Annotated in this window: 21 protein-coding genes; 13 read left to right on the forward strand and 8 right to left on the reverse strand. The window is 54.7% G+C overall.

Translation table 11 applies throughout. The features are described 5' to 3' along the window. Positions 1-25: 25 nt before the first annotated feature. Positions 26-2,707, reverse strand: a complete 2,682-nt coding sequence (locus CGL_RS13585; RefSeq protein WP_011015334.1) for a vWA domain-containing protein — start codon at positions 2,705-2,707, stop codon at positions 26-28. Further along, positions 2,701-3,315, reverse strand: coding sequence for a hypothetical protein (locus CGL_RS13590; protein WP_011015335.1), 615 nt, complete (start codon positions 3,313-3,315; stop codon positions 2,701-2,703). Before CGL_RS13590 ends, CGL_RS13585 begins: the two co-directional genes overlap by 7 nt. Before the next feature lie 264 nt (positions 3,316-3,579). Here CGL_RS13590 and CGL_RS13595 point away from each other — a divergent pair, with 264 nt between their 5' ends. The 8 genes from CGL_RS13595 (at position 3,580) to mnhG (ending at position 12,650) form a co-directional block, all read left to right on the forward strand. Beyond that, on the forward strand, positions 3,580-4,953 hold the full coding sequence (locus tag CGL_RS13595; RefSeq protein WP_011015336.1) for a dipeptidase: 1,374 nt from the start codon (positions 3,580-3,582) through the stop codon (positions 4,951-4,953). A 342-nt stretch (positions 4,954-5,295) separates the two neighbouring features. After that, positions 5,296-5,856: a hypothetical protein gene (locus tag CGL_RS13600; RefSeq protein ID WP_003862907.1), complete on the forward strand. Its 561-nt coding sequence runs from the start codon at positions 5,296-5,298 to the stop codon at positions 5,854-5,856. A 380-nt stretch (positions 5,857-6,236) separates the two neighbouring features. After that, positions 6,237-9,296 (forward strand): Na+/H+ antiporter subunit A, encoded by a 3,060-nt coding sequence (locus tag CGL_RS13605; protein ID WP_011015337.1) that lies wholly within the window; start codon positions 6,237-6,239, stop codon positions 9,294-9,296. 3 nt (positions 9,297-9,299) lie between these two features. After that, positions 9,300-9,791, forward strand: a complete 492-nt coding sequence (locus tag CGL_RS13610; protein WP_003853720.1) for a Na(+)/H(+) antiporter subunit C — start codon at positions 9,300-9,302, stop codon at positions 9,789-9,791. Further along, entirely contained in the window at positions 9,784-11,484 is a 1,701-nt protein-coding gene (locus CGL_RS13615; RefSeq protein ID WP_011265998.1) for a Na+/H+ antiporter subunit D, read from the forward strand. Before CGL_RS13610 ends, CGL_RS13615 begins: the two co-directional genes overlap by 8 nt. Next, a complete protein-coding gene (locus CGL_RS13620; RefSeq protein WP_011015339.1) occupies positions 11,481-11,990 on the forward strand; it encodes a Na+/H+ antiporter subunit E in 510 nt (169 codons plus the stop codon). Before CGL_RS13615 ends, CGL_RS13620 begins: the two co-directional genes overlap by 4 nt. Before the next feature lie 3 nt (positions 11,991-11,993). Then, positions 11,994-12,269 (forward strand): monovalent cation/H+ antiporter complex subunit F, encoded by a 276-nt coding sequence (locus CGL_RS13625; protein ID WP_003862899.1) that lies wholly within the window; start codon positions 11,994-11,996, stop codon positions 12,267-12,269. Beyond that, on the forward strand, positions 12,270-12,650 hold the full coding sequence (gene mnhG, locus CGL_RS13630) for a monovalent cation/H(+) antiporter subunit G (RefSeq protein ID WP_003853711.1): 381 nt from the start codon (positions 12,270-12,272) through the stop codon (positions 12,648-12,650). It begins immediately after the preceding gene. Positions 12,651-13,085: 435 nt separating this feature from the next. Here mnhG and CGL_RS13635 read toward each other — a convergent pair whose 3' ends face one another. Genes CGL_RS13635 through CGL_RS13650 form a run of 4 tightly spaced genes read right to left on the reverse strand, consistent with a single transcriptional unit; the run spans position 13,086 to position 15,764 of the window. Then, a complete protein-coding gene (locus CGL_RS13635; RefSeq protein WP_003853708.1) occupies positions 13,086-13,685 on the reverse strand; it encodes an alpha/beta fold hydrolase in 600 nt (199 codons plus the stop codon). A gap of 6 nt (positions 13,686-13,691) precedes the next feature. Further along, on the reverse strand, positions 13,692-14,822 hold the full coding sequence (locus tag CGL_RS13640; RefSeq protein WP_003853704.1) for a glutamate--cysteine ligase: 1,131 nt from the start codon (positions 14,820-14,822) through the stop codon (positions 13,692-13,694). A 58-nt stretch (positions 14,823-14,880) separates the two neighbouring features. After that, a complete protein-coding gene (locus tag CGL_RS13645) occupies positions 14,881-15,546 on the reverse strand; it encodes a LytR C-terminal domain-containing protein (RefSeq protein WP_011015340.1) in 666 nt (221 codons plus the stop codon). 5 nt (positions 15,547-15,551) lie between these two features. Beyond that, complete coding sequence (locus tag CGL_RS13650; protein WP_003853699.1) at positions 15,552-15,764, reverse strand: DUF3263 domain-containing protein; 213 nt, start codon at positions 15,762-15,764, stop codon at positions 15,552-15,554. A 15-nt stretch (positions 15,765-15,779) separates the two neighbouring features. Between CGL_RS13650 and CGL_RS13655 the strand changes: the two genes are divergently transcribed. Genes CGL_RS13655 through CGL_RS13670 form a run of 4 tightly spaced genes read left to right on the forward strand, consistent with a single transcriptional unit; the run spans position 15,780 to position 19,685 of the window. Then, positions 15,780-16,361 carry a peptide deformylase gene (locus CGL_RS13655; RefSeq protein WP_003862894.1) on the forward strand — a complete coding sequence of 194 codons (582 nt, stop codon included), beginning with the start codon at positions 15,780-15,782 and terminating at the stop codon, positions 16,359-16,361. Next, positions 16,351-17,358, forward strand: coding sequence for an N-acetylglutamate synthase, CG3035 family (locus CGL_RS13660; RefSeq protein WP_011015341.1), 1,008 nt, complete (start codon positions 16,351-16,353; stop codon positions 17,356-17,358). The genes CGL_RS13655 and CGL_RS13660 overlap by 11 nt, the downstream gene beginning before the upstream one ends. A gap of 26 nt (positions 17,359-17,384) precedes the next feature. Then, positions 17,385-18,176 (forward strand): exodeoxyribonuclease III, encoded by a 792-nt coding sequence (locus CGL_RS13665; protein ID WP_003853692.1) that lies wholly within the window; start codon positions 17,385-17,387, stop codon positions 18,174-18,176. 6 nt (positions 18,177-18,182) lie between these two features. Further along, complete coding sequence (locus CGL_RS13670; protein WP_003853689.1) at positions 18,183-19,685, forward strand: phospholipase D-like domain-containing protein; 1,503 nt, start codon at positions 18,183-18,185, stop codon at positions 19,683-19,685. 330 nt (positions 19,686-20,015) lie between these two features. Here CGL_RS13670 and CGL_RS13675 read toward each other — a convergent pair whose 3' ends face one another. Further along, positions 20,016-21,212, reverse strand: coding sequence for a multidrug effflux MFS transporter (locus CGL_RS13675; RefSeq protein ID WP_003862889.1), 1,197 nt, complete (start codon positions 21,210-21,212; stop codon positions 20,016-20,018). A gap of 420 nt (positions 21,213-21,632) precedes the next feature. Here CGL_RS13675 and CGL_RS13680 point away from each other — a divergent pair, with 420 nt between their 5' ends. Beyond that, complete coding sequence (locus tag CGL_RS13680; RefSeq protein WP_172820770.1) at positions 21,633-22,772, forward strand: Na/Pi cotransporter family protein; 1,140 nt, start codon at positions 21,633-21,635, stop codon at positions 22,770-22,772. Here CGL_RS13680 and CGL_RS13685 read toward each other — a convergent pair. Next, entirely contained in the window at positions 22,769-23,611 is an 843-nt protein-coding gene (locus CGL_RS13685) for a PhzF family phenazine biosynthesis protein (protein WP_011015343.1), read from the reverse strand. The two genes, CGL_RS13680 and CGL_RS13685, sit on opposite strands and share 4 nt — an antisense overlap. Between the last annotated feature and the right edge of the window lies 1 nt (position 23,612).

Here is a 23,612-nt window from a genome sequence, read left to right on the forward strand (position 1 = left end):
TTAGTTTTTAATCGCAAGTTACAGGTTATCGCGCGCCGAAGCCGCCGCTGGAACCAAATCCACCATTTGTGTCGTTGGATCCGCTACCGGAGCCAAAGCCTCCACCATTGCTGGAGCCGAAACCACCACCGGAACCAGTGCCAAAACTAGGAGCTTGCTTTTCGACGTGGCCCTGCGCGGCTGGGGCGCGCGGTGGAACCTTTGCGGGCTGGGAGGTCGCGGCGTCGTCAAGCAATTTTTGTAGTTCGCGTGCCCTATCAGGGGCTTTGCTGGTGATACCTGCGATCATGCGGTCGATTTGGCCCTGCTCGAGCGGCAGGTTTGTCAGGGCGATGAGTTCCATCTTGGAAGGGTCAGCGCCGCTTGCAGTGAGGAACCAACTGCCTTGGACCGCCAGCGGGAGTTTAGCTTGTGTGCCCTTTTGTTTGCCGTCGAAGCTGATCGACGGGTCGGTCTGCACGATCACTGCAGGAGACGCAATCGGGTTCAGCTGGAAGCGCTGGACTTTAAGTTTGTGGCCTTCCACATTGAAGGTGTCTCCATGAACAACGACCTGCTTGGTGGCGGTGGTTTGCGATGCGAGATCAGGCATAGTGCTGCCCGCATAGCGCAGAGCTTCACCGGAGAATTCCACTGGAATGCGCACGCCACTCATCGCAGAGGACGGAACCTTTGCGGAGAGGAAACGCACAATATACAAAATGAGCAGCGGAATCAGGAGGGAAAGCACAAGGGCCAAAATGAATGCCAATGCGAAAGTGGAGGCGTTAATGGGAACGCTCAACGTGCCTTCTGTCGGCAGATCCACGCTGGTTTCATTGGCGCCCTCAGCGTTGGAGATCTGGAGTGGAATCGAGCCGTTGACCAGTCCGTCACGAAGATCGCTCACGGTTAGTTCAACAGGAATCGTGCCCTGCTCATCCAGTCCGAGCACCAAAGCATTATCTGGGCTGTCGAAAGTACTTGATGCTGCAATGCCGTCCACGCCGTCTGGAAGCACTCCGCTGAGCTGGGTTCCCGGTGCAATCCATACCTTGCCGGGGCCGGTGATGGGGATGTCTACGGTAACAACGTCCTCATCCGCTGTGAAGCGAACCGACGCTGGCAGCTGAGGCATATCGCGCTGAGTGATGGTGATGCGCGTGGTGTTGAGAATTGGGCTCAACGTGGTGCCGGGGAGATCATCGACGCCTGCGGTGGTGATCGTGGTACGCGCTTCCACCGTGCCGATGGCTGGGAGCTGCGAAATCGTATCCAGCGGGAAGCTTAATTCGCCGCCAGAAATATCAATTCCTTGAGCCAAAGGGGCGAACTCGCCGGTATCTGCGCGGGTGAAACCAAGATCGACCAGCGCGGACCCCTCAAGGATGCGTGGCTGACCATCACGGCCCACCAGCTGCATATTCAGCTGCTGATCATCGCGAAGGTTAAGTGCACCTGACGTCGAATCACCGCCACTGAACACAAGCTGGAGGTCAGGCTGGATCTCCACTGAGTTGAATACGCGTCCATCAACCGCTGCAGGATCAATTCCTTGGAACTGAATCTGCCAGACACCCTTCCAATCCCCACCTTGCTGCAGGTTGAGGGAACCATCAGCCATTTTTACTGGGCTGCTTTCGGCTTCCCAACTCACGTCAGTGCTGTTGGCGACGCTGCTTCCAGAATCTTTGAGCTCAACCGTTTCGCCGTTGGGTGCGGTGAGCACCAAGTGGGCGTTCGGGCCGAGATCATCCTTGGCGATCGCGGTGAAACGCACAGAGTTCACCGAGTTGTCCAGGGTGAAGCTGAAAGGATCACCAGCTCGGGTTTCACCAATTGTTTCACCACCAATCGCAAGGGCTTCACGGAATGCTGCGAAAAGTCCGCCCACGTTATCTGCTGGGAAGAATGCACCGTTAGCTGGTTCGACACCACATGTTCCGCCACCTGCGGTGGTTCCGCGCAGCAGGCTGAAATCAGATGGGTTGGTAGGTGCCGATAAACCGATGCCGATGTGGGTGATGCCAGCACTGCGCAGTCGATCGGTGACGCCACCCGGCGCGCACAGTGCTGCTTCTGCAACATCGGCGCCTTCTTGAGCGGTCAGTGCGCCGTCGGTGAAGGTCACCAGCATGCGGCAGGCGTCCTCAGAGCCGGACCTAGTGAAGTCCTGGTAAGCGCCCTCAATCGCGGAGGCGTAGTTGGTGTACTGCTCCTGGGTGCGGTCAGCGAAGCGGGAGATTTCATCTTGTACTCCGCCAACGGTGGAGGCATCTAGTTGCGTCCATGCTCCGTAATTGTCTGGATCAGTGGCACCAGATTTGTACGTCTGGCCGAAACCAGCAACACGGATGCGGGTGTTCAGATCACCATCGCTTTGCTTGGCTAGAAGCTCATCCACAAAGCTCTGTGCTGCAGGAACACGGTGGTGCTGTGCGTCCGCGCCTGGTTCATTGGCGTTGACCACGCCGTCACGAGCTTCATGGATCAAGGATTCTGTCTCATCGATCATGATGATGACATCAAGAGTGCCTTTATCAGCGATGCAGGCACCCAGGTTGCTCAAAGAACCTGACGCTCCGGCCTCAACTGCAGGTGGTTCCTGCGCCAACGCACTAGGCGCGAGGCTTACCAAAGCGCCAAAAAATAGCGCTGTGGCTGCAGCAACAACGCCTCTGGCAAAACGGGGTACATTCACGGTTTTAGAGTTCAACGTGTTCACCATGACTGCTTTCCTACCCACAGGGCAATATCCAAGGCCGACCACACAACAGCAAACACCAATAGGACGGCTGTCGCAGTAAAGAGCGCTTTCTTCCACGGCACTTCTGTATAAAAGCCTGTCGACTTTCGCTCATTTACTGCTGACATGTACTTGCCGATGGACAGCACGCTCAAAATTCCTGCCAACACCCACGCAATTCCAGCAACGATGAGAAAAAGATTATCGGTGGCCACTGGCGCACCGAAGGTAATCCACGCATTGAGTCCCAGGCTGATCAGCCCTAAAACTAGGCCCGGAAGAATCCATTCAGTGGGTGCCGATTGAAGGCGCCCACCAGCTCTTTTTCGCCCCGATGAGCGCCCCGGCGCTGGGCTTTCTGCAACCTTTGGCGTCGAAAAGCCCGATGGGTTTGACGTTGCTCCGGCCGGGGTAAACCCGCCAGTTGAACCGCCGAACGAGCCATTCGATGAACCCCCAGAGAAACCGCCTGAAGAGCCACCAAAACCACTGTTTTGGGAGCCTCCACCGAAACCTGATTGCCCGCCTGAAAATCCGCCAGAGGAAGAACCAAACGTTCCCCCGGGTGGTTGGGTAAATCCTTGTGACATCAGCTACTCCGCACGTGAATAATTGATCGAAACTCTAAAGCTGCCAAGTTTCCTTGAGATATGCCTTCTTCTCTGACATTTTCCTGTTTGATTAATATAACCCACGGGGTGGACACCGCTCTCGTCCTAATCCATAAACGAAGTAGAGTTTTCGAACACTTCAACGCTGCCCCTCTATGCTGCTCCTAGTTACCCCTGCACAAATAGCGGTTTTTCTCACGCATTCTGCATCGAGTCGGGTCGACGTATATAAGGTGGAAAGGCATGACCCAATTCGAAAACGCGCAAGTACTTAAAGAGAACATCGAAAACCAACGCGAGCAGATCTTTACCCAGTTGAAAGAAATTGTGTCTTTCAACTCCGTGCACAGCGATCCAAACCTACTGGAGGACTACGCCGGCGCGAAAGAATGGGTAAAAGAAACACTGACCAACGCAGGTCTCACCGTCAGCGAATTCGCTGCCGAAGATGGAACCACCAACTTCATCGGCACCCGCAAGGGCTCCGAAGGTGCACCAAAGGTACTGCTGTACAGCCACTTCGACGTTGTCCCATCCGGCCCTTTGGATCTCTGGGACACCAATCCTTTTGAACTCACCGAGCGCGACGCTGGCCACGGCACCCGCTGGTACGGCCGCGGCGCCGCTGACTGCAAGGGCAACCTGGTCATGCACCTCGCAGCACTGCGCGCCGTCGAAGCCAGCGGCGACACCACACTCAACCTCACCTACGTGGTCGAGGGCTCCGAGGAAATGGGAGGCGGAGCGCTCAGCGCGCTCATCAAGGACAAGCCTGAGCTTTTCGACGCAGATGTCATCTTGATTGCAGACAGCGGAAACGCTTCCGTGGGCACCCCAACCTTGACCACTACCCTGCGCGGTGGCGGACAGGTCACCGTCACCGTGGACACCCTTGAAGGCGCTGTTCACTCCGGCCAGTACGGTGGCGCTGCCCCAGATGCTGTTGCTGCTCTCGTGCGCGTTCTGGATACTTTGCGCGATGAACACGGACGCACCGTCATCGACGGCGTCAACACCACCGCAAACTGGAAGGGCGAGCCTTATGATCCAGAGACTTTCCGCAGCGATGCCGGCATCCTCGACGGTGTAGACATCATGGGCGACGGCGACAACCCAGCAAGCATGCTGTGGTCCAGGCCTGCAATCTCCATCACCGGATTCACTTCCACCCCAGTGGCAGAAGCACTCAACGCAGTGCCCGCAACGGCATCCGCCAAGCTAAACCTTCGCGTGCCAGCAGGCCTGGAAGCAAACGATGTGGCCGAGAAGCTGAAGCAGCACCTGATCAATCACACACCTTGGGGCGCAAAGATCACGGTGGAGATCGATGACATTAACCAACCGTTCTCCACCGATATTACCGGCCCTGCAATGTCCACCCTGGCGTCCTGCCTGAGCGCTGCGTACGAGGGCAAGGATCTTGTCACCGAAGGCAGCGGCGGATCCATTCCACTGTGTACCGAACTGATTGAGGTCAACCCAGAAGCAGAATTGGCACTCTACGGTGTGGAAGAACCCCTCACCGTTATCCACTCCGCTAATGAATCTGTTGACCCCAATGAGATTCGCGATATCGCCACCGCAGAAGCATTGTTCCTGCTCAACTACACCAAGTAGACCCAAAAGCAGGCGTTAACACTGCCACCTTTACAAAATTAACCACCCCCTGATGGGGTGGTTTTTTCATGAGCTGAAAAAAGTGTCTTGATTCACTTTGTGATGACGGTTACCATAGCCATCGTGACTAAAAACATTGACCTTAAGCGAGTAGCCAAGGCTACGTACCCTACTGCGGGATAGATGGACTGGCTCCCCGCACTAGGGAAGTAGTCGTTAATCAACACCAAGAAGCTTAAGAGTCGGTCCTCCACCTAACAGGATCCTTCACACCCTTCTTTTCAATATCTAGAAAAGACCGATCCGCCCAACATCTTTTTCATGACGCAAAGGACCGTGTCAATGTCTCTCTACACCCGTACTCAAAATACCCGTCACTCCACCATCATCGAGTTCCGCCGCGAGCAGACTCGTAATCACACGATGGAGCCAATCCAGTCCGAGCCACGGATCTACGCTGACGATCCTTTCCGTGCACGCTTCGGACACCAACTCCCCCGCGGACTTCGCGAAGAAGCACGCGGCATGGAATGGCGCACCTTCACCAACACCTACGCACCAACCGGCAACCTGCGCATCAGCAACCTCGAGTCCGAGGCACGCCGCGGAGGAATGTTCCACTTCAACGCAACCCTGATCAACAACTGCCAGGGCGAGCGCACCACCACCGACGCTCACATCATGGCAACCGGCCCAGTTTCCGCATGCACCAACTTGCTTGCCGACGCCGGCCGTCGCGTTGAAATCCTCGAATTCCACCAATTCGACATCTTTGAAGCAACCGTCACCTTCATCTACACCTGCAACAACGTTTCCCGCACCTGGGCAATGGGCTTCGGCGGTACCCCTGAGCAGTCCGCTGCTTCCGCAATGAGCTCCGCAGCTCACTTGCTCTACGGATAGGTTGCAATAACATTCATTCCCCGGGAGCCTTGAGGGCATCCGGGGAATTTACTATTTTCTATAAATCTCTCACCTACCTGCTACAACCTGTTGAGCTGCAGCAACACTTGGCAAGCGTGCGCAATAGCCCCCAATATATACAGTGCAATTCGGATTTCCGTTGGGATCTCAGTCAAGACACAGGTAGACTGCCCCTGTATTGGTCGCGCCCTGTGCGACGCCGACTGAGCTTTAAAAGTGTTTCTCAGTTGACAGACTTGGTTTCTTAATTACTAAAAAATCGATGTGTGTTGCTAACTGGGGGTGGCACGCACGTTGGCGTTGTTGTTTGGTGTGGCTCCAGAGTAATCCACAACGCGCAAAGGGGAACTGGAGAACACGTGCTCATTCTTTTTCTCGCGCTCACTGCAGCCGCAGTAGTCGCCCCCATCCTGATCCGAACTCTCGGTCGACCAGCTTTTGGTCTGCTGGCGCTTGTACCTGGCATTGGTTTTTTCTGGGTGCTTTCGGAGTTCATCAAAGGCACTTTCAAGGATGGAGGTGAACTCCTCCTCCACTATGCCTGGATGCCTTCGGCTCACCTCAATATCGATTTCCGTATGGATTCCCTCGCGGCGCTGTTCTCACTCATCGTCTTAGGCGTGGGCGCCCTAGTGCTGCTGTACTGCTGGGGATATTTTGATTCCAACGCGGGTCGCCTCAGTGCCTTTGGTGCTGAACTGGTGGCCTTCGCCATGGCGATGTTTGGTCTTGTCATTTCAGACAACATCCTGCTGATGTACGTCTTCTGGGAAATCACCTCCGTTTTATCCTTCCTCCTGGTTGGTTATTACGGCGAACGCGCATCTTCACGTCGCTCTGCAGGTCAAGCCTTGATGGTGACCACCCTGGGTGGATTGGCCATGCTGGTGGGCATCATTTTGATGGGTACCCAAACTGGCGTGTGGCGATTCTCTGAGATCCCTGCCTACTCAAGCTCCTGGGCAGATGTGCCGTATATTTCCGCTGCTGCTGCCCTTATCTTGGCTGGCGCACTATCCAAATCGGCTATCGCACCAACCCACTTCTGGCTTCCCGGCGCGATGGCCGCACCAACGCCGGTGTCTGCTTACCTGCACTCCGCAGCGATGGTGAAGGCGGGTATTTACCTTGTGGCTCGCCTCTCTCCAGACCTCAACGTAGTTGGTTCGTGGTACCTGATCATCATCCCGTTGGGCATGTTGACCATGCTCATGGGTGGTTGGATGGCGCTGCGCCAAAAGGATCTCAAGCTGATCCTGGCGTACGGCACGGTATCCCAGTTGGGCTTCATTATTTCCGTGGTGGGCATTGGTACCCGCGAAGCTTTGCTGGCAGGTCTTGCACTGACCGTTGCGCACTCCTTGTTTAAGGCAACATTGTTCATGACAGTTGGTGCCATTGACCACACCACCGGAACTCGTGATATTCGTAAACTCTCCGGTCTGTGGCGTAAACAACCGATCCTGTTCGCCGTTGCTGCTGTTTCGGCGGCGTCCATGGCTGGTATTCCGCCACTGTTTGGTTTTATCGCCAAGGAAACAGCGCTGGATACCGTGTTGAATGAGCAGATGTTGCATGGCATGCCAGGTCGATTGATGCTGGCTGGCATCGTTTTGGGTTCCATCTTCACCATGGCATATTCCTGCTACTTCCTGTACGAAGCCTTTGCCACGAAGCACTCCAAATTCCCAGAGGCCAACGGTGTCTCACCTGCAGTGGAGGCAATGCATCCGGTGAAGTTTAAGCTGTGGATCGCACCTGTCATCCTGGCTATTTTGACCGTAGTGTTTGGTGTTTTCCCCAAGCCAGTGTCGGAAGCAATTGTCACGCATCTTGATAACGTCACGCCATCGCTTGATGATGTCCACACCAAACTGGCCTTGTGGCATGGTCTGAATCTACCGCTGCTGCTGTCTGTGGTGATCATCATTTCCGGATTCATCATCTTCTGGGAGCGAGACACCGTCGAACGTTTGCGCCCTAACACCGCAGCGTTTGGCAGTGCCGATACCGCCTACGACGCCATTCTTGATGCACTGCGTGTGCTCTCCCACCGCCTGACTGCATCCACCCAGCGTGGTTCTTTGACCCTGAACGTCGGTGTGATCTTCTTCGTCCTCACGATTGTTCCGCTGATCGCTTTGATCACTGGCGAACAAAGCGATGTCCGCATGGAGCTGTGGGATAGCCCTATTCAGGGCTTCATCGCGGCCATCATTATCGTCGTTGCGATTGTGGCAACCACCATGGATAACCGTTTGTCTGCGCTGATTTTGGTGGGTGTGACAGGTTATGGCATTGCCGTTATCTTCGCGCTACATGGCGCACCGGACTTGGCGCTAACCCAGGTGCTGGTGGAGACCATCGTCATGGTGGTATTCATGCTGGTGCTGCGTAAAATGCCGACAGAAGTTGCGTGGAAGGCAGAACCTAAACAGTCTCGCGTGCGAGCGTGGCTTGCTGGCGCCACCGGATTGTCCGTTGTTATTGTCACCATTTTTGCCATGAATGCTCGCACCACTGAACCGATCTCTGTATACATGCAGGATCTGGCCTATGAGATCGGACATGGCGCAAACACCGTCAACGTACTGCTCGTAGACCTGCGTGGTTTTGATACCTTCGGTGAAATTTCCGTCCTTGTGATCGCGGCAACCGGTATCGCCTCCCTGGTCTACCGAAACCGCAGCTTCCGCAAGGATTCTCGCAGACCAACCCTGGCTACCACTGGTCGCCGTTGGTTGGCTGCTGCTGTTGATACCGAAAGGGCGCAGAACCGCTCGCTGATGGTTGATGTGGCAACGCGCATCCTCTTCCCTGCCATGATCATGTTGTCTGTGTACTTCTTCTTCGCCGGACACAACGCGCCGGGCGGCGGATTCGCCGGCGGCCTTGTTGCCTCCTTGGCGTTCGCCTTGCGCTACCTTGCCGGTGGACGTGAAGAACTTGAAGAAGCGTTGCCTATCGACGCCGGCCGTATCTTGGGAACTGGACTATTTGTTTCTGCAACTGCAGTGCTGTGGCCCATGGTTCTTCTTGGTGAACCACCGCTGACCTCCCATATTTGGGATCTCACACTGCCACTTATCGGTGAGATTCACATTGCATCCGCGCTGCTCTTTGACCTTGGTGTCTACCTGATCGTCATCGGTTTGACCATGCACATTCTCAACAGTTTGGGCGGCCAGCTCGACCGCGATGAGGAAATGCGTAAGCAGCGTGCGCGCGACCGAGCTCGACGCTTGGCGCGCAACCAGCGTCGAGAAGCAGCAACCGTCGGCGCACGCAGGTCGAACGAGAAATCGACACGCCAAATGCCGACGATTCGGCCTCCAGGGGCAGACACAGAATCGGTGGAGCAGAACGGTGAGAACCAGACGTCGATAAGCACAAAGCGTTTAAAGCAGGAAGGAAAATAACACATGGTAGCCAACCTTTTCCTGCTCCTAGCTGCTGGAACTCTCATTTCTGCGGGTGTGTATCTGCTGCTTGATCGCGCGATGACCAAAATGATCATGGGTCTCATGCTGATCGGCAACGGAGCCAACCTGCTGATTTTGGTCGCTGGAGGTTCCGCTGGATCGCCACCGATTCTGGGGCGTGAAAGCGAAATCTACGGCGACAAAACCGCTGATCCGCTAGCCCAAGCCATGATCCTGACCGCCATCGTGATCTCGATGGCGCTGACCGCGTTCATGCTGTCGCTTGCCTACCGTCAATACCGTTACCGCACCGAGGACTTCATTGAAGATGACACCGAGGACGTTGCAATCACCGTCCGCCCCAGTTTTGCGTCTGCTGCACCTGACCACGATGCATCTGACGACCCAGAAACTGGTCGCATGACCTCAGACGGCGACGATTTCGGCCCAGAATCCTTCGAAGCACCACTGAAGGGAGATAAGGATGACTAGTTTGTACGAAACTCTCGTCCCGTTGATCCCTTATATGGTCCCGCTGCCCATCATTTTGCCTGCGGTTGCGGCGGCGCTGGCATTGATTTTGTCGAAATATCTGACAGCGCAGCGCACCATTACTTTGTCTGTTTTGGCGTTCCTCATTGGTCTTAACGCCACCATGCTGTACGTGGTGGATCGCGAAGGCATTCAGACTTTGCAGTTGGGTGGCTGGGATGCCCCGATCGGAATCACCCTGGTGGCCGACCGACTGTCTGTTTCCATGCTGACGGTGAGTTCCATCGTGCTGTTTTCTGTCATGTGGTACGCGATCAGCCAGGGTATTCGCGACGGCGGCAAGGACGAACCTGTTGCAGTGTTCCTGCCTACTTACCTGCTGCTCTCGATGGGCGTGAACCTGGCGTTCCTCGCTGGCGACCTGTTTAACCTCTACGTTGGTTTCGAAGTGCTGCTGGTGGCGTCATACGTGCTGCTCACCTTGGGTGCATCGCCGGCACGTGTACGTTCCGGCGTGGGTTACGTGATGGTGTCCATGGCGTCATCGATGGTGTTCCTGTTTGGACTCGCAATGGTTTACGCCTCAGTGGGCACGTTGAACATGGCTCACGTTGGCCTACGCATGGAAGATGTTCCGTCTGGAACTCGCTCCGCGATCTTCGCAGTGTTGCTCGTGGCATTCGGTATTAAAGCTGCCGTGTTCCCCCTAGATTCCTGGCTGCCGGACTCCTACCCCACCGCGCCATCGCTGGTCACCGCGGTGTTCGCAGGTCTGTTGACCAAGGTGGGTGTGTATTCCATCATTCGAGCACGCTCGATTATTTTCACCGATGGATCCCTTGACACCATGCTGATGTGGGTGGCACTCGCCACCATGCTCATTGGTATTTTGGGCGCGATGGCGCAAAACGATATCAAACGTTTGTTGTCATTTACTCTGGTCAGCCACATCGGCTACATGATCTTCGGCGTAGCCCTTGGATCTGCACAGGGTTTGTCTGGTGCGATCTTCTACGCAATCCACCACATTCTGGTTCAGACTTCCCTGTTCCTGGTGGTCGGTCTGGTGGAACGCCAAGCCGGATCCTCCTCGCTGCGACGCCTTGGATCCCTGGCATATATCTCCCCACTTCTTGCGATTTTGTACTTCATCCCCGCCATCAACCTGGGTGGTATCCCACCGTTCTCCGGCTTCCTGGGCAAGATCATGCTCATCGAAGCCGGCGCCGAAGATGGCAGTTGGCTGGCATGGGTCCTTATCGCAGGCGCCGTTGTCACCTCACTGCTCACCTTGTACACCATGGTTCTGGTCTGGTCCAAGGCCTTCTGGCGCGACCGTAAAGACGCCCCCGATGGAGCAACCGCACTAGCAAGACCCGCACCTTTGGTAGATATCCAAGACGAAGTCGCCGTTAAAGACCGCAACGATGTCGGACGGATGCCTTGGGGCATGGTCTTCTCCACTGCCCTGTTGGTTTCCGCATCCCTTGCTGTATCCGTGCTCGCAGGACCACTGTCATCTATTACTGGACGCGCCGCCGAATCCGCACAAGATGTCAACATCTACCGCGCCGCAGTACTCGGCCCCAACTACCTCGACCCATCACGCACACTCGAGATGGAGCGTTACGACGCCAACCGCGATGACATCAACCACCGCGTCGACACCAATGGAACGGAGGACCAACCATGATCAGTGGATTCAAACGACGCTTCCGCCCCGTCTTCATCATCGGCCTCACCCTGATGTGGGTCATGCTCATGGCAGAATTCACCTGGGCAAACTTCGTCGGCGGTTTCCTCGTAGCTAGCGCAATCGTGCTGTTCCTCCCACTTCCAGCCATGCCGATTGAGAACATCTCCATCCGCTGGGGATCACTCATCCTGCTGATCCTCAACTGGTTCAAAGACCTCGCCGTGGCATCAGTCAAAGTTGCTTGGCTCGCACTACGCCCAGCCGACCCACCGCGCACCGCCATTGTGCAAGTACCCATGCGCGTTCAAAACGACCTAGTTTTGTCATTCGCCACAATGCTCTACAACTTGCAGCCCGGCGGAACCGTCACAGACATCGACATCGCCAACAGAATGTGGACCATCCACGTACTCGACGCCGACGACGAAGAAGACCTCCGCCGCGAGATCCAAAACGTCGCAGACCTAGAAGCCACCCTGATCCACACCTTTGAAAGGAGCTAAGCGATGGACAACACCCTCTACACAGCAGGCCTCACAATCGCAGCTGCCTTTTTCATGCTGTCGTTCATCTTCACCATCTACCGCATCATCGTCGGGCCCAACTCCATCGATCGCCTACTCGGCCTGGACGGAACCGTCTCCATGATTCAATGCTCCATGGCCACCTACATCTGCTGGACACTCGACACCACCGTCACCAACTTCATGATGGTCATCGCACTCTTAGGATTCATCAGCTCTGTATCCGTAGCCCGCTTCCGCAAGAGGGATGGTGCCTAAATGACCCTGCAACTATTCACCGACATCGTGTCTCTGGTGTTCATTCTCAGCGGCGCATTCTTGTCATTCTCCGCATCCATCGGCCTCATACGATTCAAAGACACCATGTCCAGAGTCCACGCCATGACCAAACCCCAAACAACCGGCCTTATCCTCACCGTTGTAGGCGCAATCATCCGCATCTTAGGCCACGAACACTTCGATCAATCACAACGCAGTGACCTCGGAGTCCTTGTTCTCCTCGTACTGTTTGCACTGCTCACCAGCCCAGTGACCGCGCAGCGTGTCGGCCGTGTGTCCAGGCGTGAAGGACTCTACGGTGCAAAGGACGATATGTCGGATAACCAGGCTCCTGCGGAGTTGAAGCCGAAGAAGTCTTGAGTTTTCTGAAGGCTTTCTGGAGGTTTTAGAGAGAATCAGCGCCCGGGAGCTGTTTGGGACTCTCCTGGGCGCTGATTTTTGTTATTTCAGGGTGGTTTTCGGGTTTATTGTGGCCTGGGTATGCCCCGAGTAGGCCGATGTGCAAGGGCGACTCCGCAGAACCGGACAGGCGTGCTAAAATGTCGAATTTTCAGCACATCTTGGCACATGTGTCTGGTTTCAAGCTCTCATAACCGGACACACGTGCCAAAACCTACGGATTTCCAGGATTTGTGGCACGCCTGTCTGGTTTTCCAAAAGTTAGCCAGAATTCCAGCTTAAAGCCCAAAAATTACACCATCCCAGAATGCGATTTGAAGGACTTTTACACCCGCATCCACACAAACACCCATTCGAGAATATTAGGGCCTTAAATTGGCGTTTAGGCGTGCCCTTCTATTGGGCGAGGAATTCCGCAATCGCAGCACCAGTTTGGCGTCCATGCGTTGTGTAAGTCAGCCAATTGGCACCAATAATGGTGGTAGCCCGAGCGCTCGGGATTTGTTTTTCCAAGTCAGAATCAATTCCAGCCTTCGCAGCGGAGCCTCGGATGATTAACGTCGGCATGGTAATCTCGGAAAATCCCATCGGAACTGCAGTACGGGCTTCTTCTACCTGCTGCAGGAGGTCTTTCTTGTTCTTCTTTCGGAAGAAGAATCCTGGCATCATTTTCAGTGCGGTGCTCATGCCTTTGAGTTGTTTCTCATCAAAGGTCACCAACGGTGAATCCAGCACGAGGCGTTCCACGCGGCGGGGTTGGTTCTTGGCAATTTCCAACGCCACTCCAGCTCCGGTTCCAGCGCCGACCAGGATGACGCGCCGGATTTCTTCACGGTCGAGGATGGATTCCACAGCCTGCACACCTGCGGAAACACTACCGCTCCACGGTACGATCCGTGGTTTGATTCCGGCGGGAATCTCGTTGACTACCTCGGTAAACTCGTCGGGTGTTTGTTGGGATTCCGGGATGAAAATGATGTGTTGGGATTCCACCATAGCTATTTAGTCCAGTGCTTTGAGGTCGTTGAGTTCGTCGCAGGCTAAATCAACTGCAGCTTTCCAACTGCCAGTTTCTTTAAACACTCTGCGTTGGCGTTCGTATCCACCACCACGTTCCAGGATTTCCAACACAAGTTCAAGCTCACGAGCGCAGCCGAGTTCGTTGGCTAGAGGCATCAATTGCGCTACTAGTCGGCGGAGTTCGTCTTGAACCATCGCTTCATCGGTGTCTCTGGAAATGATGATTTCGGCATCCAGACCATACCTAGCCGCGCGCCATTTATTTTCCGAAACGTGCCATTGTTGCAGGGAGGGAAGCTCTTCGCCAGCGTCGATCATGCGGTCGTAGTGCACCACGAGACAGTGGGTCAACGCCACGATGGCAGACAGTTCCCGCAGGTTGGAGGTAGAATCGGCCACGCGGACTTCGATGGTTCCCCATTTGGATGCGGGGCGGATATCAAAGTGCATGGATCCGGTGTGGTTGATGACACCGGATTTATCTTGATCCGCCATGTAGCTGCACCATTCATCCCAGCTTTGGAATTGGTATGGCAGTCCGGCTGTAGGCAGCTGTTGGTAGAGCATCGTCCGGTTGGAGGCATAACCGGTATCAAGTCCGTCCCATGCTGGAGAGCTTGCAGAAAGTGCCAACAGATGTGGGTAATTTGTCAGCAGCGCATTGATGATCGGCCACACGCGATCTTCATGGCTGATGCCCACGTGGACGTGAATGCCCCAAATCAACATCTGGTTTCCCCAGTATTGGGTGCGCGCGATGATCTCGTCGTAGGAGCCTTTTTCAGATACTGGGTTTTCGCGGAAATCCGAAAATGGGTGGGATCCAGAGGTCCACAACCGAAGCCCGAGAGAATCCGCTGCTTCTTTCAGCGCATCTAGATCGTGGGAAAGCTCTGCCACCGCTTCGGGGACGGTGTCGCACACTCCGGTGACAAGCTCCACGGTGTTTTGGAGGAATTCGCGCTCGAGGTGCACCTCAGGGTGGTTCTTGGCCACAATCTCTAGTATTTCTGCAGCGCGCGGGGCTAGATCACGTGTTTCTGGATCAACAAGTGCAATTTCCCACTCAACGCCCAGGGTGGGTCGCGGTGAACGCTTAAACTCAATGCCCATGGCGTGAGCCTCCTTAAAATCCGACTAATTACGACTAGTTCCAACAAATCCGAGAAAACTACAGCGCTACGTCTTGGACCAGCACCAAAACGAGGGCATCTTTGCCTTCTGTTTCGGTTGGCAGTGCATCGCTGCGTTCCATTGCTACGCCACTGACGCGGTCAGCGAGTTCACGTGCAGCCTTTTCAGCTTCGGTGTTTCCAGCGGTGAAGTACACAGTGTTCTGCGGAATGATGGTGTCTGGAAGGTTTCCGGACTCTACCTTTTGGTAGTCACCGCTTAGGCTGTCTGCCACTCGTGCTGCAAGTTGTGGGACGGTGGAGTTGTTGAGCACGTACAGAGTGTTCACTGGGGTGGAGTTGCCGTTAGCCGAACTAGCGCCACCAGCAGCAGCGGCCCCAGCAGCATTAGCGGCTTCGCCATCTGCAGCTGGCTGCTCAGCAGAGGTTTCTTCGGAGGTTCCAGGTTCTGCTGATGCCTGCTCGGAATCCGAAGAGCCAGAAGATTCAGCAATAGTTCCCGCGTTGGTTTCCGTGGACTGGGTTTGTCCGGCGCTGGTGGTGGAGGTGTCGTCTTTGCCCTGCATTGACCACAGTGCCCACGCTGCGAGCAATACGGCCACGGCGATCAAAATCATGGCCAAACCGCGCATGGGCAGTCCGCCTTGTTTTTCTTCTGAAGGCGTGGCCGAGTGCTGTGGAGAATTCTGCATGTCCGAAGTCATGTGGCTTAGTCTATCTTTCCGGCGCGACGTCGTAACCTGGACACCAAAGTTGGATTCACTTTCATGGCTTCGGGGGTATCGATGATCACGTTGAGGCGTTGGTAATAACGCACCGGTGAGATACCAAAAGTGGCGCGAATGGCTTCCTCTTTAGCCCCGATTGCGTGGGGTGCGTGAGCCTCAAACTCGAGGAGGGTTAAATCATCTGCGGAAAGCATGCTTAGAATGTTGCCATGACTGTCCGACCAATCGTTATTCATGGAGATCCTGTTCTCCACAACCCTACCCAGCTTGTTACTGAGGATGTCTCTGAACTGCAGGAACTAATTGCAGATATGTACGAGACGATGGATGTCGCCAATGGTGTGGGTCTTGCGGCCAACCAGATTGGTGTGTCCAAGCGCATTTTTGTTTATGACTGTCCTGATGATGAGGGCGTGATGCACAAGGGTTGTTTCATCAATCCTGTGTTGGAAACCTCTGAAATCCCAGAGACCATGCCTGCCGATGATGGCTCCGACGAGGAAGGCTGCCTGTCTGTTCCTGGCGAGGGCTTCCCCACTGGCCGTGCTCATTGGGCGAAGGTTACTGGACTGAATGAAAAGGGCGAGGAAGTTTCTGTTGAGGCTGAGGGTTTCTTGGCTCGTTGCTTCCAGCATGAGGTTGGCCACCTTGATGGTTTCTTGTACACCGATGTGTTGATTGGTCGGTGGAAGCGCATGGCTAAGAAGGCTATTAAGGCCAATGGGTGGACTGAGCCTGGTTTGACCTGGATGCCGGGTGAAGATGAGGATCCTTTCGGGCATGACGCCTAGTCTTCCCCGTTTCCGCAGCCAGAAACCTGCCGTCGGCGATCGTGTTGTTGCACGTCGCCGGATTCCTGGTGCCAATGTGCATTGGACAGATGTCATTGGCCATGTGATTGGGGTGGATCCGTTGGTGGTTCGCCCGCAGTCGGTTGGTGGGATGCCGTCTGATGCGGAAGAAATTGTCATTCCTGATGATCAGCTTGAGGTGATTAAGATTTTGTCGCCGCGCACCATTAGGAATTCGGATATTCGTGCGGTGGAGGTTGCCACGGCGAAGGCCTTTCCGGGGCTGGTCAATGAGTGGCATGATGGTTGGCTGCTGCGTGCCGGTGATGGCATTGCGGAGCGTTCTAATTCTGCGTCGCCACTCGGCCCAAGTGTCGGTTTTGAGCCGGTACCGATGGAGGATATTTCGCGGTTTTATGCACGTCACGATCTCCCCGTGAAGCTGCACATTCCGGAGCGGATTGGTCGGCCTGCGCAGAAAGTCATTGACGCCGATCCCCAGAAATGGGTGATGGGCCCGGAGATTTTGGTGATGACGAAATCTTTGGACCATGTGGAGTCGCACGAATTGCCCGGTGGCCTAGAATTTAGCGTCGATAAGCAGCCTGACCAGGAGTGGCTGGGCATGTACCATTTCCGCGGACAGGCGTTGCCCGCTCACGCCCTTGAGCTTTTGCGCACGCAAATCGAGGGCCGCATGGGGTTCGGGCGCCTGACCACGCCGGCGGGGCAAACCGTCGCGATCACGCGCGCCACCATCACGGCTGCGGAGGAGCGCATATTTTTGGGCTATTCAGCGGTCGAGGTGGATCCTGCTTTTCGACGTCAGGGGCTGGGCACCGCGCTCGGCTCGCGCATCCAGGAGTGGGGCGCCGAGCAACACGCACAGGAGGCATATCTCCAGGTTGTCGCCCATAATGAAGCAGGTATCGGCCTGTATCAAAAGCTCGGGTTCAGTGAACACCACCGACACCGGTACGCCGAACGGAAATTCTAAAATCCAAAACAGCTAGGGTATAAGTCATGCGCATCGTTAATTGGAACGTCAACTCTGCTCGCACTCGTGTGGACCGGATGGTCGATTTTTTGCTTCGCCATGATGTTGATGTATTAGCGGTGCAGGAAACCAAGTGTAAAGATGAGCAATTTCCCACCGAGCGTTTCACCGAAATCGGCTATGAGGTAGCCCATTTCGGCCTTAACCAGTGGAATGGTGTCGCCATTATTTCCCGCGTTGGCATTGAAAATGTGGAAACCCACTTCCCTGCCCAACCGGGATTCAACAAAGACATCACCAAGGAACAATCCATCGAAGCCCGCGCCATCGGCGCCCGCTGCGGTGGTGTCCAGGTGTGGAGCCTCTATGTTCCCAACGGCCGCGAAATCGCAGATCCTCACTACGACTACAAACTGCGCTGGCTATTCTCCCTGCGCAACTACGTGATCGACACCTTGGAATACCGCCCCGAGGAAAAACTGGTGTTGCTCGGCGACTTCAACATCGCGCCCACAGACATCGACGTCTGGGACATCGCAGCCTTCGAAGGAAAAACCCACGTCACCGAACCAGAACGTGCAGCTTTCGACGGCCTCATCGAAGCCGGACTCAAAGAAACCACCCCCGGACCTGGTACCTACACCTACTGGGATTACAAAGGCGCACGCTTCCTCAAAGGCGAAGGCATGCGCATCGATTTCCAGCTCGCATCCCCGGCCCTTGCTGCAACCGCGGGTGAAACCTTTGTGGACGTTGAAGAACGCAGCGGAACCGGCGCCTCTGACCACGCACCAGTCATCGTTGATTACAAGGTGTAACTGCGTATGATCTTTCAGATCAACCTCGAATCTTGGCAAACCGTTGGTTTGATCATCGACTACACCATCAAAATCATCGCCATTGGCTACGTACCCGAAGGACGCCGACCCAGCTCCTCCACCGCGTGGCTCCTGGCAATTTTGCTGCTCCCCTACGTCGGACTCCCACTGTTCCTGCTTATGGGATCGCCATACATCAACCGGCGACGCCACCGCATCCAACAAGAAATCAACGACCTCATCGAAGACGTCCACGACGACGTCCCCGACATCCCCACCGGAATGGATGTCTCCGCGGAAGTTGAATCTGTCATCAAACTCAACCGCCGCCTCACCCGCATGCCAGCAGTGACCGGCGGAAACAACGGCTTCTACTCCGACTACCGTGAATCCCTCAAACGGATGACCGCCGCAATCGACGAAGCCGAAGAATACATCTACGTCGAGATCTACATCATGGCCTGGGATTCCTACACCCAACCATTCTTCGCAGCACTCGAACGAGCCCACAACCGCGGCGTCAAAGTCCGACTCCTTTTCGACCACGTCGGCAGCTGGAAATACCCCGGCTACCACCGCCTCAAAAAAGAACTCAACCGCATGGGCTTCGCCTGGTACCTCATGCTCCCCCTCCAACCCTGGCGACGCCGCTTCCGCCGACCCGACCTGCGCAACCACCGCAAAATGCTCATCATCGACGGCCACACCGCATTCATGGGCTCCCAAAATCTCATCGCCCCGAGTTACCTACAAAAGAAAAACATCAAACTCGGCCGCGAATGGAAAGACCTCATGGTCGAACTCACCGGCCCCATCGTCTCCTCCATGGAAATGATCTTCGCCGGCGACTGGTACGTCGAATCCAACGAAGCCCTCGACATCCGCGACCACGCAGAAGCCCACGGCTACATCGGCAACACTCAAAAAGACTCCGCCACCAACCTCGTGCAGCTCATCCCCTCCGGCCCTGGTTACACCACAGAACCCAACCTGCGCATGTTCAACTCCATCGTTCACCACGCCAAAGAACGACTCATCTTGTGCAGCCCCTACTTCATCCCCGACGAATCCCTCCTCGAAGCCGTCACCTCAGCCTGCTACCGCGGAGTAACCGTCGAACTATTCGTCTCTGAACAAGCCGACCAATTCGCCATCGACCACGCCCAATCCTCCTACTACCAGGCACTCCTTGAAGCCGGCGTGAAAATCTACCAATTCCCCAAACCCGACGTCCTCCACACCAAGTACATGATCGCCGACCCCGACGACACCACCGGCAACGAAGCCCTCGGAGTCCTCGGATCCTCCAACCTCGACATCCGCAGCTTTGGCCTCAACTACGAAATCTCCCTGATGATCGCCAAAGGCAACCTCATCCACGAACTCAACGCCCTCACCGACCGTTACCGCACAGTAAGTTTCAAGCTCACCTTGGATAAGTGGAACCAGCGCAGTTGGCGGCGCCGCTACGTGGACAATGTCATGCGTTTGACCTCGGCGCTGCAGTAGTTTGGCGCGTTTGGAGTGCGTTTGAGGTGGCTTTTAGAGGGACCGACTTACCCATCGCCATTATGCAAATATCCGTTCGAAACTTTGGTCGGGCCACGCGTTTGTGGTGGATTTTTGCACCTTGCAGCCAGTTTGATGCGAAAATTCGTTCGGTTTAATGGTCGGGCCACGCGTTTGTGGTGGAAATTTGATCAGGGAACTGACAGGATCCCCAATGGTCCCATCATCCCCAAAAGTCACACCCCTAGATTGCCGTTTAAGGGCCTCGAATCACCATTTCCACCCATGCGTCCATCCGGCACCTCAAAGCCCTTAAAACGCCACCTAGAGCTACTTCATTTCTGGAATACCTTTTCGACCTGCCAGGTACGCACACCCACACGCCAGCAGTGCACAAGCAGTCATTGCGATTCCCATAGTCAAAGCCTTATCAGAGCCTAATCCGACCAGTGAACTCACCAAAGCACCCATCGTGAATTGCACGAAACCCAAAATTGCAGAACCCGATCCCGCCCTGCTTCGCACCACTTCAGTTCCCAGAGCTGTCGCGTTAGCCATAACCATCGGAATATGGGAAACGATAAGAAACAGCAGCAACAGGAACAGCGGTATCCAATTAATAAACAGCACTTCAATCAGCAAAAGCGCACACAGCACAGTAAAACTGGCCAGCACAGTTTGCATGATGCGGTGTGGATGAATCCGCTGCAGAAGTCGCCTATTGACCATTCCGCCCACAATCAAACCAAAAGCATTCACTCCGAAAATAATGGAATACAGCAGTACCGGAATGCCCATTTGATTCTGCAGCACGAACGGCGACGCCGAAATGTAGGAGAACATCGCCCCAAAAGACAGCCCCAATGTGAATACATATGCCAAAAATTGAGGATTCTTCAGCACAAAGACATAGTTGGACAGCATTCCGCCAAGTCCTGCTGCGGTACGCTCTTCAACTGGCTTCGACTCCTTAATCTGCAGCAAAGCAACAAGCAGCTGCGCAAAATTCACCAGTGCAAGTGCCCAGAAAATTCCCCGCCAGCCAAAAGGCCCGACCAGCACACCACCAATGAGCGGAGCTACCACGGGAGCAATTCCCTGAATAATCATCAGCAGTGCAAAGGCGTGCGCAGCCTTTTGTCCGCGTTCAAGGTCTGGCACGATCGCGCGCGCAATCACCACGCACGCACCGCCGCCAAGCCCCTGCACCAGGCGTGCGATCACTAATACGCTTATCGACGGCGCCAGCGCGCACACCACACTAGCGACCAGCGCAGCCACCGCACCTGCAACGAGCAGGCCTTTCCTTCCCAATTGATCCGACAAAGGACCAATGATCAATTGGCCAATCGCCATTCCAGCCATAAAGGAAGAAAGAGTTAACTGCACCATCGGTGCAGTTGTCCCCAAATCTTCCGCAATACCAGGCATTGCCGGCAAATACATATCAGTCGCTAGCGCGGAGCTGGCTGACAATAATGCCAATCCCATAATCAGGGCGGTGCTCAGCTGTTGTTTTTTCTGCATCACTGTCTCGTGTATCTATATCGAAGATTTGGGGGTATTTTTAATTAGAAATTTTCATTCAGGTACCATCAGCACCGGAAGATAGCACCAATACTTAAAACTTTTAAGAGTAACGGATTTAAATCGGGCACGTGAACAAATCGGGAATTTTGTTATTGGTTTGTTCACTCCCATGCAATGTACGATCGGTTCTAACGTCTACGGCAATTGACACGTCAATTTAATTCAGGAAAGGGGTGGGGAGAATTTATGTCTAGTGGTTTTGAATATGTTCAACATCCTCGACGAGCCCTCCCTCCGCCTATACCTGAACGGAAAGGTCCTGCCGCAGCATTCCTGCCGGGAACTTTCCATCCCATTAATCCAAAGAATATTGCAGCGAGCCACGATCAGGTGCTTCTATCTGGTTGGGGCAAATTTGTGCGTTGGCTCTTGGTATTGTTGTCCATTTTGGTCATCATCATTGGCATCAACCTCATCTTGGACGGTGTCTACGGATTTGGTACTTTTTCAACCACCCAGATGTACCAAGTTGCGAAAGATCCACTCATTGGTGTGCTGATCGGTATCTTGGCTACGGCCTTGGTGCAATCATCAACCACCACCACAACGTTGACGGTGACTGCAGTTGGTACGGGCATTGTGTCGGTGCCTGTGGCGATTCCGATCATTCTTGGCGCAAATATCGGTACGACGATCACCGCGATGCTCGTTGCGTTTTCTTATGTGGGTGAACGCAGGGAGTTTAAGCGAGCTTTTACGGTTGCCGCCATGCATGTGTGGTTTAACGTGCTCGTCATTCTTGTTCTATTTGTTGTGGAATTGCTCTTTCATCCATTCCGCACAATTAGTGGTGCGATCGCAACGGAGATCACACTGACAACTGGTGGCTCTTTGCCTACCAGTGGTGTGATGACCAAGATTTTTGATCCCCCAACCCAACTTCTGGGTATGAATGGTCTTATCGGTTCGATCGGCAATCCTAGTATTTCGGCGATTGTATGTCTTGTGGTGGGCACCATTCTTATTCTGATTTCGGTGCGTGCCATGAGTTCTCAGATCCGAACCATTACGGCAGCGACCGTAACCTCAATTATGGACAAGGTGATCAATCCAGAGAACAGCCCCAAGGCGACGATTCTTTCCAATTTCTGGAGCTTCATTCTTGGAGTTTTGTTCACGCTCATGGTCACTGCCTCGTCAGTGACCGTGGCTTCCATGCAGCCAGTGGCTGCCTCTGGTGTCGTTAAGCAAAAGCCATTGCTGGGCGTCATTTTGGGTGCCAACGTGGGCACCACGGTGACCGCAATGTTTGCTACTTTCGCGATTGTCAGCGATCAGGGTGAGTTCGCTATTCAGGCTGCGTTGATCCACCTCATTGTGAACTTCACCGGCGCATTACTAGTGCTGTGTATTCCGCAGCTTGCCAATGTGATTATTCACTTGGCCGAGAAAACTGCGAACCTCACTGCCCGCAGTTACTCCATCACCCTGGCCACAATTGTAACGGCCTATGTCTTGGTTCCTTCAGCTGTGTTGATGATTTACTTCTTCATTTAAAACTCTGCTGTTCCTTGAAAGATCGTGGTCACAGAGCCGCCCACCCAAATCGCATGAGATTCAATACTGATGTGGATTTCCCCGGCGCGACCGATGGCGGTTCCTTGGGATGCCAAGTAACCTTCGCCGGCGCGACCATCTCGGTGTAGCCACTGCGCAATGGATGCATTGAGGCTTCCTGTTACTGGGTCTTCACCGATTCCTTGAGCGAATGCCCGTACTTCAAAAGCGTGGGGAGCCCCTTCGGGATAGGCCCCAATCACTCCGAGTTTCAATGTTGGATGTGCACTGAAATCGGGTTCCAGATCCAATACGTGTTGGGCGCTCGGTAGCTCCACTACTGCCCAGCCGGGGCCGTTGTCTACCCATTGGTGGGCTCGAATGAAGTCGGGGCTGATTCCTAAAGCCTCACAAGCTGCGTCTAGGTCGGAAGCATCCAATGGCCCGTCTTTGAGTGTGGGTGGAGCCTGAAAAGCCAATCCACTTGCTGGCCCGTCAATAGCGCGCACAGCAACTAAACCGGCGACACATTCCTGAACCAACTGGGTTCCCTGTTCACCGTGCAGTTCCCTAAACACGTGGGCGGTTCCGAGTGTTGGGTGTCCAGCGAAGGGGAGCTCACCGGTTGGGGTGAAAATGCGTACCCGGTAGTCAGCACCTTCTTGGGTTGGCTTTAAAAGAAATGTGGTTTCTGAGAGGTTTGTCCACCTAGCGATTCGGGCCATTTGTTCGGCACTTAAGTCATCAGCATCGGCGATGACAGCAAGCGGGTTTCCCATGAACGGCTCGGAGCTGAATACATCTACTTGGTAATAGGGCCGCGATATTTTAGAGGGCATT

It is taken from the genome of Corynebacterium glutamicum ATCC 13032, assembly GCF_000011325.1.
In the GTDB taxonomy this organism is placed as follows: domain Bacteria; phylum Actinomycetota; class Actinomycetes; order Mycobacteriales; family Mycobacteriaceae; genus Corynebacterium; species Corynebacterium glutamicum.

Bases quoted from the DNA above. Each gene is read 5' to 3' on its own strand.
- CGL_RS13635 (WP_003853708.1), bottom strand. From the start codon at position 13,685: ATGGTGGAATCCCAACACATCATTTTCATCCCGGAATCCCAACAAACA.
- CGL_RS13675 (WP_003862889.1), bottom strand. From the start codon at position 21,212: ATGCAGAAAAAACAACAGCTGAGCACCGCCCTGATTATGGGATTGGCA.
- CGL_RS13685 (WP_011015343.1), bottom strand. From the start codon at position 23,611: ATGCCCTCTAAAATATCGCGGCCCTATTACCAAGTAGATGTATTCAGC.
- CGL_RS13595 (WP_011015336.1), top strand. From the start codon at position 3,580: ATGACCCAATTCGAAAACGCGCAAGTACTTAAAGAGAACATCGAAAAC.
- CGL_RS13650 (WP_003853699.1), bottom strand. From the start codon at position 15,764: ATGCTTTCCGCAGATGATTTAACCCTCCTCGAGTTTGAGGCTCACGCA.
- CGL_RS13590 (WP_011015335.1), bottom strand. From the start codon at position 3,315: ATGTCACAAGGATTTACCCAACCACCCGGGGGAACGTTTGGTTCTTCC.
- CGL_RS13665 (WP_003853692.1), top strand. From the start codon at position 17,385: ATGCGCATCGTTAATTGGAACGTCAACTCTGCTCGCACTCGTGTGGAC.
- CGL_RS13625 (WP_003862899.1), top strand. From the start codon at position 11,994: ATGGACAACACCCTCTACACAGCAGGCCTCACAATCGCAGCTGCCTTT.
- CGL_RS13620 (WP_011015339.1), top strand. From the start codon at position 11,481: ATGATCAGTGGATTCAAACGACGCTTCCGCCCCGTCTTCATCATCGGC.
- CGL_RS13615 (WP_011265998.1), top strand. From the start codon at position 9,784: ATGACTAGTTTGTACGAAACTCTCGTCCCGTTGATCCCTTATATGGTC.
- CGL_RS13585 (WP_011015334.1), bottom strand. From the start codon at position 2,707: ATGGTGAACACGTTGAACTCTAAAACCGTGAATGTACCCCGTTTTGCC.
- mnhG (WP_003853711.1), top strand. From the start codon at position 12,270: ATGACCCTGCAACTATTCACCGACATCGTGTCTCTGGTGTTCATTCTC.
- CGL_RS13660 (WP_011015341.1), top strand. From the start codon at position 16,351: ATGACGCCTAGTCTTCCCCGTTTCCGCAGCCAGAAACCTGCCGTCGGC.
- CGL_RS13610 (WP_003853720.1), top strand. From the start codon at position 9,300: ATGGTAGCCAACCTTTTCCTGCTCCTAGCTGCTGGAACTCTCATTTCT.
- CGL_RS13640 (WP_003853704.1), bottom strand. From the start codon at position 14,822: ATGGGCATTGAGTTTAAGCGTTCACCGCGACCCACCCTGGGCGTTGAG.
- CGL_RS13655 (WP_003862894.1), top strand. From the start codon at position 15,780: ATGACTGTCCGACCAATCGTTATTCATGGAGATCCTGTTCTCCACAAC.
- CGL_RS13670 (WP_003853689.1), top strand. From the start codon at position 18,183: ATGATCTTTCAGATCAACCTCGAATCTTGGCAAACCGTTGGTTTGATC.
- CGL_RS13645 (WP_011015340.1), bottom strand. From the start codon at position 15,546: ATGACTTCGGACATGCAGAATTCTCCACAGCACTCGGCCACGCCTTCA.
- CGL_RS13600 (WP_003862907.1), top strand. From the start codon at position 5,296: ATGTCTCTCTACACCCGTACTCAAAATACCCGTCACTCCACCATCATC.